The 16,289-nt window shown below is 35.8% G+C and carries 13 protein-coding genes; all 13 read left to right on the forward strand.

Annotation, left to right across the window (positions count from 1 at the left end):
* Positions 1-73: 73 nt before the first annotated feature.
* The 13 genes from JFU24_RS28455 to glgA all read left to right on the forward strand — a co-directional run bounded on the left by JFU24_RS28455 (position 74) and on the right by glgA (position 16,195).
* Positions 74-1,642 (forward strand): class I adenylate-forming enzyme family protein, encoded by a 1,569-nt coding sequence (locus tag JFU24_RS28455; RefSeq protein ID WP_201250816.1) that lies wholly within the window; start codon positions 74-76, stop codon positions 1,640-1,642.
* A 473-nt stretch (positions 1,643-2,115) separates the two neighbouring features.
* Entirely contained in the window at positions 2,116-2,958 is an 843-nt protein-coding gene (locus JFU24_RS28460) for a YitT family protein (RefSeq protein ID WP_098175024.1), read from the forward strand.
* A gap of 397 nt (positions 2,959-3,355) precedes the next feature.
* Complete coding sequence (locus tag JFU24_RS28465; protein ID WP_242485409.1) at positions 3,356-3,622, forward strand: hypothetical protein; 267 nt, start codon at positions 3,356-3,358, stop codon at positions 3,620-3,622.
* 880 nt (positions 3,623-4,502) lie between these two features.
* Positions 4,503-5,090, forward strand: coding sequence for a C40 family peptidase (locus tag JFU24_RS28470; protein ID WP_242485410.1), 588 nt, complete (start codon positions 4,503-4,505; stop codon positions 5,088-5,090).
* A 761-nt stretch (positions 5,091-5,851) separates the two neighbouring features.
* Positions 5,852-7,018 (forward strand): MalY/PatB family protein, encoded by a 1,167-nt coding sequence (locus JFU24_RS28475; RefSeq protein WP_201224225.1) that lies wholly within the window; start codon positions 5,852-5,854, stop codon positions 7,016-7,018.
* 291 nt (positions 7,019-7,309) lie between these two features.
* Entirely contained in the window at positions 7,310-7,828 is a 519-nt protein-coding gene (locus tag JFU24_RS28480; RefSeq protein WP_201185125.1) for a mismatch-specific DNA-glycosylase, read from the forward strand.
* Positions 7,829-7,860: 32 nt separating this feature from the next.
* A complete protein-coding gene (locus JFU24_RS28485; RefSeq protein WP_056527315.1) occupies positions 7,861-8,601 on the forward strand; it encodes an AzlC family ABC transporter permease in 741 nt (246 codons plus the stop codon).
* Positions 8,592-8,918: an AzlD domain-containing protein gene (locus JFU24_RS28490; protein ID WP_201185123.1), complete on the forward strand. Its 327-nt coding sequence runs from the start codon at positions 8,592-8,594 to the stop codon at positions 8,916-8,918. Before JFU24_RS28485 ends, JFU24_RS28490 begins: the two co-directional genes overlap by 10 nt.
* A 333-nt stretch (positions 8,919-9,251) precedes the next feature.
* Positions 9,252-10,265 (forward strand): glycoside hydrolase family 15 protein, encoded by a 1,014-nt coding sequence (locus JFU24_RS28495; protein WP_201185121.1) that lies wholly within the window; start codon positions 9,252-9,254, stop codon positions 10,263-10,265.
* A 243-nt stretch (positions 10,266-10,508) separates the two neighbouring features.
* Positions 10,509-12,449, forward strand: a complete 1,941-nt coding sequence (glgB, locus tag JFU24_RS28500) for a 1,4-alpha-glucan branching protein GlgB (protein ID WP_201185119.1) — start codon at positions 10,509-10,511, stop codon at positions 12,447-12,449.
* Positions 12,449-13,615, forward strand: a complete 1,167-nt coding sequence (locus JFU24_RS28505) for a glucose-1-phosphate adenylyltransferase (protein WP_201185117.1) — start codon at positions 12,449-12,451, stop codon at positions 13,613-13,615. The genes glgB and JFU24_RS28505 overlap by 1 nt, the downstream gene beginning before the upstream one ends.
* A 17-nt stretch (positions 13,616-13,632) precedes the next feature.
* Positions 13,633-14,739: a glucose-1-phosphate adenylyltransferase subunit GlgD gene (gene glgD / locus JFU24_RS28510; protein WP_201250817.1), complete on the forward strand. Its 1,107-nt coding sequence runs from the start codon at positions 13,633-13,635 to the stop codon at positions 14,737-14,739.
* A gap of 16 nt (positions 14,740-14,755) precedes the next feature.
* The gene (gene glgA, locus JFU24_RS28515; protein WP_201250818.1) at positions 14,756-16,195 is read left to right on the forward strand and encodes a glycogen synthase GlgA; all 1,440 of its coding nucleotides are present in this window, start codon (positions 14,756-14,758) and stop codon (positions 16,193-16,195) included.
* Positions 16,196-16,289: the final 94 nt, after the last annotated feature.

Raw genomic sequence — 16,289 nt, forward strand, 5'->3', positions numbered from 1 at the left:
ACAAGTGTGGTTTTTAAAAGGTTTGGTGATAAGACTTACAGAAAAATGAAAGCGATTACAGGGAGGGGCTAATATGATGAAGGACATACAGAGTATTCTTGAGAATGCTTACAAGGCTGAACCGGATAAGGAAGCTATATTCGATGGTTATAGGAGAATTACCTATAGGGAGTTATATTCAGATGTAGAAAATCTGTCATCAGCGCTTGCTCATTTAAATATTACAAAAGGAGATCGAGTGATGGTCTGCTTGCCAAATTGGCATGAATTCGTCACTATTACATTCAGCCTTGCTAAAATAGGAGCGATCATTGTTCCTTGTAATACAAGATATAAAGCAGATGAGCTCTCATACATATTAGAAAATTCGAGGTCAAAAGCAGTGTTTTTAATAGACAATAATGATCATATAGAGATTTTTAAGAATAAAGTAAATAACACAACAGTAAGTAAAGGACTTGAACAAATCTTTACGGTTCGATGTAAATCTGAAGGATATAGGTCTTTAGAAGAATTAATCGAGCTAGGTAGGGAAAAGTCTACCCCTAAAATCATGATTGATTCTCGAGAAGATATATTTTCGATTCTATATACATCTGGTACGACTGGTAATCCAAAAGGTGTAATGCTGACTCATTATAATGTATTAAAAACTGCTCAATTAACCAATGTAGCATTGGAAAGTTCGAAGGAGGATGTATTCTTAATTCCTGTTCCTGTCTTTCATATATTTGGGATGGCTGCATCGATTGTGCCAGCCGTTGAGGCTGGAGCAAAAATGGTTTTGTTGGAAGAGTATAAAGCATTAAAAGCCTTAAGACTAGTAGAACAAGAGAAAATAACAGTCCATCAAGGAGTCCCAACTATGTTTATTTTGGAGCTTAATCACCCTGAATTTGCAGACATGGACTTATCCTCACTAAGAACAGGGATTATTGCTGCAGCTCCATGTCCCGAAGAAATTGTTAAAAAAATAAGAATCGAAATGGGTTGTAATATTGTTGTTGCTTATGGTTCTACAGAGACGTCTTCTACACTTACTGTAACATCCTTGGAAGATGATGATATAATCCGCTCTCAAACAGTTGGAAAGCCAACTTCTGGTTCAGAAGTGAAAATTATTGATTCAAACAGAAAAGAGATGCCTACAGGTGAAATTGGAGAGATAATCTGTCGGAGCCCTGGGGTCATGAAAGGTTATTTTGAGATGCCTGAAAAAACTAGTGAAGCCGTTGATTCAGATGGCTGGTTTTATACGGGGGATCTTGGAACAATAGATGATCAGGGGAACCTCCGAATCGTAGGCAGGAAAAAAGAGCTGATTATTAGGGGAGGTTATAATATCTATCCCCGAGAAGTCGAAGAATTGCTTTATCAGCATCATAGTGTATTAGAAGTGGCCATTATTGGTCTGCCAGATACTGTTATGGGTGAGGTGGCCTGTGCGGCTATTAAATTAAAACCGGGTAAAGAGGAAACAGAGGAATCCATTCGGGAATTTATTGAAGAACGTATAGCAAATTATAAAGTACCTGACCGTTTTATCTTTTTAGATGAGCTGCCTATGACCCCTAGTGGGAAAATTAAAAAGTTAGCGTTACAGGAAGAATTGAGAGCGAAATTGCATTCTACTTTACGCTAAATATAATTCCTTATTCGATGTGGATACTAAATATTATTTTTATTGCCTGTTTCTACACTGAAAAGAGCTCAGTTAAACTCAGTAAAAATGTTGCAAATACATGGACGAAGCAGGTCTAATAAATGTGGAAACCATTGAAATAGTCATAAAAAAAGATTTCTAAACTGATGGTATAAAGCGGTCATATAAGTGTCTCTTAAAGGGAATGGGAAGATGTATTCTATTGAATGGAAGCCTAGAGATTTAATTCTCAAGGCTTCTTTATATTCAATAATAAAAGAAACAAGTCAAAAAGGAGTGTCTGCAGACTAGCAGATGCTTTTTTTAAAGGAAGTGGTTTCGTATTTTGGATCAAACAGTCATGATTATTGAAGAGTTTCTTCCTAAAATTAGTAAACGCTTAATCGAATTTTATTGTATAATTCTGAATGAGAATAATCTAATTTACCAAACAATTGGAGAAGGGATACAATATGAGAAATAAAGGAAAATACCGCATTGTTATTGAGATATTGAGTATTATATTTGGTAGCTTATTAATTGCTATTGGTGCAAATACATTGTTACTTCCAGCTAATTTACTGTCTGGAGGTGTCATAGGGATTTGTATGATTTTGTACCACTTTTTTCATTGGTCAGTGGGAGTACAATATTTTATCTATAATATCCCACTATTAATCTTAGGATATATCCATTTAGGGAAAAAATTTATCCTTTATACAATTCTTGCTGTCATTTCTGACACCATATTCCTTCATTTTATCCCCATTCGTCTAATGTGGACGGATAATATTATTTTAGCTTCTATTTTCGGGGGTATAATTTCTTTTGCTGGCGGAGCAATCATGCTTCGTGTAGGAGGTTCAAATGGCGGATTAGATGTTCTTGGACGGATCATTGCTAAACACAAAAATCTGTCCATTGCAAAATTTGGTCTTATCGTTAATCTGATTATTGTTGCTATTTCTGCTGTGATTTTTGATGTACAGGCAGCCATGTTTACCATTCTTTCGCTATATGTTGGAGCTAAGACTTATGAATCCTTACTTAATATGGCGGAAAGAAGTTCTGTAATTATTGTGACGGATAAGGGAGAAGAGATATCTGAAGCTCTCAATCAAGCGTTCCATCGCGGTGTTACATCTTGGGACGCTTTAGGTGCCTACTCACATAGTGAAAAACAAGTCATACTTTGTGTGATTGTGAATATTCAATGGTCAGAATTATGTCAAACTGTACAAAGTATAGATGATCACGCATTTATTTCAGCCATGCCAGCTCAAAAAGTCATTGGTAATTTTAAAAATGTCTGGTAGAAAATAGAATTAGATATAAGGGAAGATCCGTTCGTAAAAGTAAAACCTTTGCGGATGGGTCTTTTTTTATAAAATGGTTTTTTTATCCTTTTGTTAAAGTACTAAATGAACGAGACATCTTTATGAAAAAAAAGGGGGGATTTCAAGTAATTTCAATATCAATTATTAAAGCCCATGATTGGGAACAGGAATGTTCTATACTTTCATTCACAAGATCGTTTTGGCAGAAACAAAGAAGAAATCCTTCAGGATTGGCATGAGATCACAAAAAATATCCAAGCGGATATCGTTGTCATGGATATTCCATTATTGGATACTACTTAATTTAAAGATAGCCAAGGTCCAAGGTACATTCATTGCGGATCTTGTTTTACAAATCAATTCCTAGATGGTGGAAGTGGAACAGGACCGTATTCGAAAACTACGGAATGGGGCAATTGATGTGGCTTTGCAAAATGGTGTGCTATTCGGACGACCGAAAATTCAAGAAACGGAAGAGTTTAATGAAGTCTATGATTTTTGGAAAGCAGAAGAGATGACAGCTGGTAAAGCTAAAGCCATGTCAGAACTAGACATTATAAAGACGACTTTTTATAAGTTGGTTAAGGAATATGAAAAAGATTTTAAGAAGAGCATTTTATATATAAAAGAAACTCGACAATAAAAGAAGAAGGGTTTGCTCAAGGAAGCAAATGCTATTCACTGGTAAGAGAGAGGCGTTTGGAATTGCGGAAAAAACCTCATTGAACCGAAACAAAAAGAAGAAAAATGAAGGAATCAACGTTTCTAATATCCAATATTTCTTTTTGACTATTTATACTGAAAAGGGCACAGATTTTATTATGATAGATTATAAATCTTCTTAAACTTATAAAAAAAGTTAGTGATGCAAATGTTAACTAAAGTATAGTTGCACCAATTGTGACCGGTGAATTAGTACAAGTTGCTGGCGAAAATCTTGCGCATTGATATGATATGTCAAATACAACTTTTAGCTCTAAATCAGTAGCGTTATATTTATTTATTTATTTATTTATTTATTTATTTAATCGTTCAGAGACGTCATTCGTTAATATCGGCAAGAGTACTATAATCTAATCAGACCTATATTGAAATGAGCGAAAAAATGTATCTAGGCGTTAAGAAATAGTCAAAATAGAGAGAAATTAAAGCACCTATTACCATTTGGTGTTTTTTTATTTTCAAGAATTAACGAAGCACCCCTTTTGTCATTTTGATATTTTTGCTAAAGACAAGGTAAAAAGCCACATAGTATGTTCACAATTTGTTGACTTTCTCGACTGTAAGCAAAAATTACTAATATATTACCAAGTTTTGTAGTTTATGTCATATAAGATCAAAATATGCATGATTTTGTAATGAAACTGTAAAAAAAGTGTCGTGAATGAGTGATAGAATTAAAAAAAGAGATTTTCTGGAGGAAAATATATAATATGAAAAAAATTATAGGCTGCATGTGTTGTGACCGGTTTGTTGCTATCCAATCCTTTAGTTAGTAATGCTTTGCATTAGGTGATCGTACGTTGAAAAGTGGAATGACGCATACCGAAGTTAAACAATTACAAGGGGTTCTGAAGAAAAAAGGATACTTCACTAGTAAAAACACGACTACATATTTTGGGACGGTTACGAAAAGCTCAGTTGTGAAATTTCAAAAAAGAAAAGGCCTAAAAGCAGATGGTATTGTCGGTTCGAATACCTATAAGGCTTTGGGGATAACCAAAAAAAACGCCCAACAAGCAAACAGTTATTCATCTGCTAAGCTGGTAAGTAACGCTAAAAAACATTTGAATGTCCCTTATGTATGGGGAGGGAGTTCGCCAAAAGGTTTTGATTGCAGTGGGTTTGTAAAATATGTTTTTAAAGAAAGTTCCAATGTGACTATGCCACGAACTGTTGGGGAAGTATACAAGAAGGGGAAAAAGGTTTCTTCCCCAAAAGCCGGGGATCTTGTGTTTTTTGAAACCTATAAATCAGGTGCCTCTCATATGGGGATTTATATCGGTGGAAACCAATTCATTCATAGCTCCTCCTCAAAAGGTGTATCAATTACTTCGATGAATAATAGTTATTGGTCGGATAGATATATAGGAGCAAAAACATATAAATGATAGGGTTACTTTTCTGACATATAAATATAGAGTTTAAGGCCAGTTCTGTTAAAAAAGGACTGGCTTTTGCTTTTTTTAGTACAATAGGGTTATTATATAGACCACTTCATTAGGTTTATTGAAAAATTCATGAACTTCTTTTTCTGCTTTTTTTATATTTAGGTTCGTGCCGGCTCCTCTTTTTTCGTAAACATCATCGTAACTTGTGAAAATGAGGTCTACTGGTAGTCTAAAGTCGTCGCCAGTCTGAATTGACCGTTTAGAAGCATAATGATTAGTGTTTGGAAGATAAAGGGTGTGGGAAGTCAGAAAGAGTAAAAAGTGAGTATGATGTGAAAATTATTAATGCAGTTATTGAAGCAAATAATAATTCGAAGGGGCTCTGAAATGGGGACATCAAAAAAATAGGGATTTTGTTTATGATCTGTAGTATGTTTTTAAGTATCATCAATTATGTTGTTTAATCTAAGGCGTTATAAATTTTTCGAGTAAAATTAAGTAGATATGGATGTTTTGGGCACTACAAACTCCTGGCTTTGTTATTGACGCTTACTTAACTGGCATGCCTGTTTTTTTAGTTTTATTCTTAAAGTTACTGCATTTTTTGATATGTTATTATTTGTTGGAGGAGATTTATGGACGAGGTCGCTAAGTTAATAACTGACTTTATTTAAAGCCAAAGTCATACCAAATATGTGCTTCAATCTCCTATATAATATGAATAGATTATCAATAGGGGATGAAAGATAGGAGAGAAAGTCATGCATCTAGAAAAATTAATTGATCGAAGAAAAACACATTCGGTTAAATGGTACATAGAAGATCAAGATATTATTCCATTATGTATTGCCGATATGGATTTTCAAGTTTCAGAAGAAATAGTAAATGCCATAAGTCAAAAGGCACTGCACGGAATTTACGGGTATAGTACGTTTTGTGAGCGTTATTATGATGCTGTTCAGTATTGGTGGAAAACACAATACGATTGGGAGTTAAAACGAGAATGGATTTCTTTTAGCCCGGGAATCATTCCTGGAATTAATTTATTATTAAAAGCATTAACACAACCGGGTGATGGGGTTATCGTACAAGACCCCGTATATTATCCGTTCTTTTCTACGATTGAAACACAAGGTTGTACCATTTTAAACAATTCTCTCATTTATTCGAATGGTACCTATGAAATGAATTTTGAAGATTTTGAGGAAAAAGCATCACAGCCAAATACGAAAGTATTTATTTTGTGTAGCCCTCACAATCCAGTAGGTAGAGTGTGGACTCCTGAAGAATTGAGAAAAATAGGAGAAATTTGTGATAAACATGGTGTCTTTGTTATTTCGGATGAAATGCATGGAGATTTAACTTACTCAGGTTATAAACACATACCATTTGCAACGGTTCATCCAAACCATTTAAAATTTTCTATTACATGTGCTGCACCGAGTAAAACATTTAACATTGCGGGAATGCAAAGCTCTATTTTTATTATTCCGAATAGAGATGTTAAAGAAAAGTATGAGGCGCTTTTAACAGGATATGGATTAATGCGTCCAAATGCCTTTGCCGTGGAGGGAACGATTGCTGCCTACTATAAAGGTTTACCTTGGCTACAAGAAGTAAAGGAGTATTTGGAAGAGAATCTTCAATATGTTTGTTCCTTTTTAAAAGAATATATTCCTTCAATTAAAGTTGTGAAACCAGAAGCAACCCATTTGATTTGGTTAGATTGTCGAGATCTAGGAATTCCACATGACAAATTGCATTCGTTCTTCTTAGAAAATGTAAGAGTTCGCCTCGATGAAGGTATGAAGTTCGGTAGCGGTGGCTATGGTTTTGAACGTATAAATATTGCATGTCCGCGTGAGGTTCTAACTGAGGCTTTACTTAGAATGAAAGCGGCAGTAAAAGGAAAAGAAGAAACCTGCTAACGATTTTTGCTAGCAGGTTTCTTCTTTATTTTACTCATGAATAAATCCACTACCTTTCCATTGTGTTAGGCGGGTGTTACTACAGACTTTCCAGAAAGGAAAAGACCCTTTCTGTAAAGTCTGGTGCGTGTCGATTCGGCATTATATGGCCCGAAAACCTCGGACTATATGGGTGGCGCCAACACTCCTAGTTACCTATTACATTTTCAGCAAAATAATGTCGGAAAAGGTAGGAAAATATTTTTCAGTTTTGTACAATAATATATAAGAAAATGGAAAAGGGGTTTTACAATGGAAGGCATATCCGATCATTTGAAAGAAAACCTAGATATTTTGTTTGTTGGCTTTAATCCAAGTATCCGTTCGGGACAGACAGGTCATCATTATGCGAATCCCAACAATCGCTTTTGGAAAATTCTCTTCGAATCTGGACTTACACCTAGAAAATATCACCCAACTGAAGATTCTTCATTACTAGATTTAGGCTATGGTTTTACAAATATCGTTTCTAGGCCTACCAAAGCTGCTGATGAAATCACAAAAGAAGAGTATAAAGAAGGCAGGAAACAATTAAAGAAAAAAATTGAAAAATATAAACCTTTACTAGTCTGTTTCGTTGGTAAGGGTGTCTATCAGGAATATCGGCAAATACGAAAAATTGCATGGGGACTCCAAAAAAATTCAGACGATGTCGTGACGAAGGAATTTGTTGCTCCATCATCAAGCGGTTTAGTAAGAATGAGAATTGAAGAAATTATTGAAATATATAGTGAGTTGCCAGTACTTATCGACAATTTAAAATATAGTTAATGTTACATACTAAAACAAGGGTGGAGTTTTATATGAGTCAGGATAGTGCGGAATGGAAAAGTGGTACTTTTTCCGATGTTAAAGAAGGTGAAGGCTTTTGGCAGGGCGTTAAGGATTGTATTCCGACATTATTGGGATACTTAAGCATTGGTTTTGCAGCAGGGGTAGTCGAAAAAACGTCAGGATTAAGCATGATTGAAGTGGCACTTATGTCTCTTTTACTATATGCAGGATCCGGCCAATTTATAGCAGCAGGTATGATTGCTGCAAGCCATCCGGTATCGGCCATTATTTTCACGATATTTTTCGTTAACAGTCGTCATCTTTTATTAAGTGCAGCATTGGCACCTTATTTCCGACATCAAACCTCGAGGCAAAACCTGATAACAGGAGCCTTATTAACTGATGAAACGTTTGGAGTGGCTGTCACCCAAGCGCAGAAAAAGAAAAAACTTGATTTTAAATGGATGTTAGGCCTGAATCTAGCAGCCTATTTAAACTGGTTTGTTGCAAACATGGCAGGGGGTTATTTTGGCCAGTGGATTCCGAATCCAGAAAAATACGGGATGGACTTTGCCTTGCCTGCTATGTTTATTGGTCTATTAGTTTTACAGATTCTAAGTAAAAAAAAGTTTTTCATAGATCTTGTAGTCGCTTTAAGTGCCATTTTAATTGTGGTTGCTATAAGTTTTATCTTTCCTGGAAGTACAGGCGTTATAGTTGCAACAATATTAGCTTCAGCGATAGGGATGGTGATTGAAAGATGGAAATAACAGGATATATCCTTCTTGTTATCTTAGGTACTTCAATTGTAACCTTCATCCCCAGAGTCGTTCCATTAATGCTGCTTAGCAAAATGGAGATTCCTGAGTGGGGAATCAATTGGTTAAAGCATGTACCAGTAGCCGTTATGGCTGCTTTGCTTGCACAAGAACTTCTTTTATCAGAGCAGGTCTTTTCAATTAAGGAAAATGCACTGAATTTAGCTGCGGCTATACCGACGTTTATAGTTGCCATTTTTACTAGAAGTTTATTAGTAACTGTTCTAATAGGAGTACTATCTTTGATGGTAATGAGATTTTTCTTTTAAAATAGGCAAAATAAAGACTAAACATTATAACGACAGGACAATATTACTAGTAGTGAGTAATCATTACTAGTTTTTTCGTGCTCATATATAAATAGCAAAAAATATAAAGTTTTTTCTTATCAAATAGGCATATAACGCTTTTTAGAGAACATTGAAAGCTTGATTATCAAAAGAGACCTTTAGTACATAAACTAATGTAAATGAACTTCTAGAATGTAGTTTCTGATAACTGAATTGAAAGCGCTTCTAATTTAAAATAAATGACAAAACGTTTAGAAAATGGAAGGCTGTCAACAATGAGAATAAGCAAATAGCTTCGGAGGTGTATAACTAATGAATGTAAACGGTGCACTAGAGGTTCTTGATCGTATGCGTCTTTCCAATGGAGCGTATACAGCGAGTGTTTCCAATGATTATAATTATGTCTGGATCCGGGATGTCGTATATACAGTATTGCCTTTTTTAAATGATACATCCGATCGTTATGAGAAAGCGTACCATGCTTTATTTGAGTTATTTCGAACCTACGAATGGAAAATAGATATTCATACTGAACAGAAACCCCAGTATCTTTTTGAATTTATCCATTCTAGATATTCCACTGATCTTAAAGAACTTCCGGAAGAGTGGGGGCATGCTCAAAATGATGCGATTGGTGCCTTTTTATGGGGAGTTGGTGAAGGGTATCGGCATGGTAAAAAGGTGTTAAGAGATGAGCATGATTTACGGATTGTTCAAAAGTTAGTTAACTACTTGGAATGCCTTCAATATTGGCAATCAGAAGATAATGGCATGTGGGAAGAAAATATAGAAATTCACGCTTCCAGTATCGGTGCCTGTGTAGCTGGTTTGAATTCCGTTAAAATGCTGGTCAACGTAAAAGAGGAATTAATTAAAAGGGGTGAGGAAACACTTCGTTTTTTGCTTCCAAGAGAAAGCTATACGAAAGAGACGGACTTAGCCCTACTATCTTTAATTTATCCTTACCGGCTTGTCGATCGAGATACAGCCCTTAAAATATTGCAGAATGTTTCAGAACGTCTTGAAAGAACAAACGGCTGTATACGGTATGAAAGGGACCTTTATTATAATGAAGGTCAAGAAGCAGAGTGGTGTTTCGGACTTCCGTGGCTGGGATTATGCTATCATGAACTAGGTATGATGAACAAGGCAAAGGAATATATAGAGAAAACAAAAAATATAATACCAGAGAACTGGGAAGTTCCTGAATTATATATCGGAGGCAGTAATATTCCTAACGGAAATACTCCTCTGGCATGGTCCGTTTCTTTATCTTATTTATTCTTAACAAAAACTAAAATGATACGTACTGAACAAGTAACATGAAGTTTTCGTACATGGCTACTTAGAGCTCTTCCTAAAATATGGGAAGGGCTTTAATTTTGTACTTTATTTTTACATAAAATGGTTATATTTTACGAAAAATGTTTTAAAATTTAAAAAAAGGGCATTAATTACAATAACTTCACCTCCATTTGAAGGATTAATATAATTTCCATCGAATATATATAATATCTGGGGAAGGAAGGGAAAAATGCTATCGAGTTCATGTTGATGGAGGGGTAAAATTTGAATACAATTATCGACCAGCTACAAGAGATTTATCCAAGCGAATTTGATTTGTATTTATTTCATGAAGGAACCCTTTATGAAAGTTATAAAATGCTTGGGGCACACTTTGTTACATCATCAGGTAAAACAGGAGTCAGATTTGCCGTTTGGGCACCCCATGCCAAGCAAGTTTCAGTAGTCGGTAATTTTAATAATTGGGATGGAAATGATCATGCTATGGAGCGGATTGAGCGTTCAGGTATCTGGGTGTTGTTTGTACCAGGATTACAAGAAGGAGAGCTATACAAATACGAAATACATACACCCGGAAATAAACGTATCCTAAAGGCCGATCCTTATGCTTTTTATTCGGAAATAAGACCAAATACAGCCTCTATCATTAAAAGGTTGGATAATTTTGAATGGCAAGATTCGAAATGGATAGCCGATAGGAAAAAAGAAAATATTTATCATAAACCTATGTCGATATATGAAGTTCATCCGGGAACATGGAAACAGACAGAGGACGGGGAATTTTATTCGTACCGTGAACTGGCTGATAGATTAGTTGACTATGTGATTGATAATAGTTTTACACACGTGGAAATCATGGCCATATTGGAACACCCATTCGATAAATCTTGGGGATACCAGGTTACTGGATATTATTCAGTAAATAGCCGTTATGGCTCACCAGAAGATTTCAAGTATTTTATAAACCGCTGCCATCAAAATGGTATTGGTGTAATTCTTGACTGGGTTCCCGCCCATTTTTGTAAAGATGCGCATGGTCTTGCCCGATTTGATGGAACACCTCTCTATGAACCAATTGACTATACTAGAGCTGATCGCCCAATATGGGGAACATACAATTTCGATTTTACTAAACCAGAGGTAATTAGTTTTCTCATATCAAATGTGTTGTTTTGGATGGACGTTTACCATATCGACGGGGTTCGTGTCGATGCGGTATCTTCTATGGTGTATTTAAATCATGATAACCCTTTGCCGGTAAAGTTAAAAAACCAAAATGGCGGTGAAGAAAACATTGAGGCAATACAATTTTTGCAAAAACTTAATGAAGTGGTTTTTAAGAAGTATCCAAACGCCTTAATGATGGCTGAAGAAGCAACAGACCGGCCACTTATAACTTCTCCTACCGATATAGGCGGTCTAGGTTTTAATTATAAGTGGAATATGGGATGGACTAACGATATTCTTCGATATATGAAACTTGATACGAGTGAAAGACCAAATCATCACAGCCTTTTAACCTTTTCATTTTTCTATGCTTTTTCAGAGAATTTCGTATTACCCTTTTCACATGATGAAGTAGTTCATGGCAAAAGGTCTTTATTGAATAAGATGCCAGGTGACTATTGGCAGAAATTTGCGAATTTGCGTTTACTCTTGGGTTATTTTATGACTCATCCTGGAAAGAAACTTCTCTTTATGGGTGGGGAATTTGGTCAGTTTATTGAGTGGAAAGATGAGGAGCAATTAGATTGGCTGCTATTGGAATATGAATCACACACAAAGCTAGCACATTACTTCCGTAGCCTCCAAGAATTATATAGAGAAACTTCTTGCCTATGGAGACTAGATCATGATCAGGAGGGTTTTGAATGGATAGATCCTAACAATAGTAGTCAGAGTATTCTTACCTTTATGAGAAAAGGTAAACGCAAAGGCGATTATTGTATTGTAGTCTGTAATTTTTCTGCTCAGACTCATAATCATTATAAAATCGGTGTACCATCTCAGGGGAAATATATAGAGGTCTTTAATAGTGATTCTGTAGCTTTCGGAGGGTCAGGTCAGGTTAATAAAGAACCCATAAATGTAAAAAAAGAGCCTTATCATAATCAACTATTCAGTATGGAAATAACAGTACCTCCATTAGGCGTATCGATTTACATGAAGCAAACCAAAAAAAGACGCGGGAGAGTGAACGATTAATGGGAGCGAAAAAATGGATTGCAATGTTATTGGCAGGAGGGCAGGGTTCAAGATTAGGTGAATTAACTATTGGGCTGGCAAAACCAGCTGTTCCGTTCGGGGGTAAATATAGAATCATCGATTTTCCATTGAGTAACTGCACTCATTCTGGTATTGATACTGTTGGGGTACTGACCCAATATCAGCCTTTGATACTTAATGATTATGTGGGTAACGGTAAAGCTTGGGATTTAGATCTAGATGTTGGCGGGGTTTCTGTTCTTCCTCCATATCAAGGGAAAGAAGGCGGCGAGTGGTATAAAGGAACAGCCAATGCTGTTTATCAAAATATCCAATACATTGATAACTATGATCCGGAACACGTGTTGATCCTATCAGGTGACCATATTTATAAAATGGATTACAGCAAAATGCTTGATTATCATATCGAAAAAAATGCAGAGGCCACAATAGCTGTCATTCAAGTACCTTGGCAGGAAGCAAGCCGTTTTGGCATTATGAATACGAATGAGGCCGATAGGGTTACCCAATTCGATGAGAAACCAAAATATCCAAAGAGTAACCTGGCTTCTATGGGTGTTTACCTTTTCAATTGGAAGACCTTAAGGAAATACTTAATTAACGATGAAAAAGATGTGAATTCATCCAATGATTTCGGCAGCAACATTATTCCAAAGATGCTGGAAGATCGAAAAAAACTTTTTGCCTATCGTTTTAATGATTATTGGAAGGATGTTGGAACCGTTGAGAGCCTTTGGCAGGCACATATGGATTTATTGGAGGAAACACCAAATTTCCAGTTGGATGATCAGCAGTGGAAGATTTTTGCTCGAAATGCAAATCACCCTCCACAATATATATCATCAGAAGCAGAGGTCAGCCAATCGCTTATTAATGAGGGCTGCATGATACATGGAAACATTGATCACTCAGTTTTATCCTATAATGTACAGGTGGGATATGGATCAACGATTAAAGATTCAGTCATTATGCCTAATGTTACGATTGGTAAAAACGTTCATATAGAAAGAAGTATTATTGCCAGCAATTGTGTTATAGAAGATGGTGCTGTAGTAGGCAATTCAGCCGTTAATTCTGAAATTACCTTGATAGGCGAAAATCAGACCATTACAAATCCAAACAAAAAAAAGATTACTCTTAACTAGAAAAAGGGGACGATGTTATGGATAACGTGTTGGGAATTATTAACTTAATCAATGAAAGACAACATTTAAAAGAGTTGACTGCTCATCGTAATGTAGCATCTGTGCCATTTGGTGGACGTTACCGTCTAATTGACTTTACGATGTCGAACTTCATAAATGCAGATGTATCGAAGGTAGCCGTTTTTCCAAAGGAAAAATATCTTTCTGTTATGGATCATCTTGGGTCGGGGAAAGAATGGAATTTGGATCGGCGTTCAGGAGGGTTGTTCATCTTGCCTCCTATCCATCCAGATGAAACTGTGACAGGTGATATGAAACAGTTTTATGATCATCTCAGCTTTTTTGAGAGGGCTGATGCAGAAACAGTTATCATTTCTCCTGGAAGTCATGTATGCAAAATAGATTTTAATGAAGTACTTGCTTATCATAAAAAACATAAAGCAGATATCACAGTCGTCTATAAAGATTATGTAGGGGAATTGATAGAAAAACCAATTTATCACACCTGCTCAGTTGATTCAGATGAAGATATCACGGACATTAGCTTTTATACGATCCCTAGACCTGGAGACCATGTGTGTCTAGAAACCTTCATTATTAGTAAAACCCTTTTGGTGAAATTGATCAAAGGCTGTGTAGCTAGTGGGGAAAATGACTTCTTGAAAGATGCTGTAAAAGCTAACCTTCATCGTTTTAATGTTAAAGGTTACAATTTCACCGGAGATATGCCATTTATCCACTCGATTGAAAGTTTTCATTCAAGCAATATGAATTTTTTGAATCCCTCAGTTATCCGCTCTTTCTTCGGTGATACATGGGATGTTTATACAAAAATTAAACATGAAGCACCTACCAAATATTCAGGATCCTCTAAGGTTACCAATTCTTTAATAGCCAACGGTTGTGTTATTGAGGGGACTGTCGAAAACAGTATACTTTTTCGTGGGGTAAAGGTAAAAAAAGGTGCTATCATAAGGAATAGTATCATCATGCAAAAAGGTGAGATAGAAGAAGGGGCAATCGTAGAAAATATTATTACTGACAAAGAAGTAAAAATTACTAGTGAGAAAACAGTTATTGGTATAAAACAATCGACTGTAATAAAAAAAGCAGAAATTATTTAATAGAGGAGGTGCGGCAATGAATGTTTTATTTGTCGCTTCAGAATGCGCCCCTTTTATAAAAACGGGAGGGCTAGGAGACGTAATAGGTGCGCTCCCGAAAGCACTAAAAAAACAGGGAGTCCATGTAAGTGTTATTCTTCCAAAATTTGAGGATCTTCCTTTTCATTTTAAACAGGATATGAGACATATTACGAGTATCGAAGTTCCTGTTGGATGGCGTCAGCAATTTTGCGGAATTGAAAAGCTTGTTGCAAATGGAATTACATATTATTTTCTTGATAATGAATATTATTTCAAAAGACATGGAAGTTATGGGTTTTTCGATGATGGTGAGAGATTTGCCTTTTTCTCCCGTGCCATTTTAGAAGCTCTACCTTATTTAGAAGAAAAGCCGGACATCATTCACTGTCATGATTGGCAAACAGGCCTGGTCAGTGTCCTGAAGAAAGCTCATTATCACAATCATCCTTTCTACCAAGATATTAAAACAGTATTTACGATACATAATTTACGCTACCAAGGAGTTTATTCAAAAATTGTTCTAGCAGAATTATTGGATTTGAGTGAATTGTATTTTAATATCGACGGACTAGAATTCCATGGAAATGTCAGTTATCTGAAAGCAGGTATTGCTTTCTCAAACATTGTCACAACTGTAAGCCCAAGTTATGCAGAAGAAATTCAGACTGCATATTATGGTGAGAATTTGAATGGTTTCTTGAGTAAACGAAGTGGCGATCTTAGAGGAATTATTAATGGGATTGATTATGAAGAATATAATCCTGTCACAGATGAATTCCTTTCGATTCCCTTTAACACCTATAATGGAAAGATGGAAAATAAACGTCAGTTACAGGAATCATTGAATCTCCCAGTCAATGATGGCATCCCTGTTATATCAATGGTAACCAGGCTGGTTGATCAAAAAGGAATTGACCTTATTCTTCATGTTTTTCATGAAATGATAAACCAAGGAATTCAATTCATTCTACTAGGTACCGGTGATGAACAATATGAATCGGTCTTCCGTAATCTGGCTGATCAATATCCAAATCAAGTTTCGGTGAATACATACTTTGATGAAGGATTGGCAAGACGGATTTATGCTGGATCTGATTTATTTTTAATGCCTTCTCAATTCGAACCATGTGGAATCGGGCAACTCTTGGCGATGAGGTATGGTACATTACCGATAGTAAGGGAGACCGGTGGGCTTCGGGATACGGTGATTCCATACAATCAATTTACTGACGAGGGAAATGGTTTTAGTTTTACGAATTATAATGCACACGATATGCTTCATACAATTGAGCAATCAGTAGGAATGTATAAATTCCAGCCGAAAAGGTGGAAGAAGTTGGTTGAAAATACAATGAAACTAGATTTTAGTTGGGCTTCGTCATCCGTAAAATATCTTGACCTGTATGAAAGCTTAATTCCTGTAAAAATCAGATAAAGAAAAAGATAAACACTTACGAAATTTGTCTTCGTAAGTGTTTTTGTTTCTTTTGCAATGAAATATGGGTATATGACAGATATATAAAATATTG

The organism is Peribacillus sp. TH27, assembly GCF_016650915.1.
In the GTDB taxonomy this organism is placed as follows: Bacteria; Bacillota; Bacilli; order Bacillales; family DSM-1321; genus Peribacillus; species Peribacillus butanolivorans.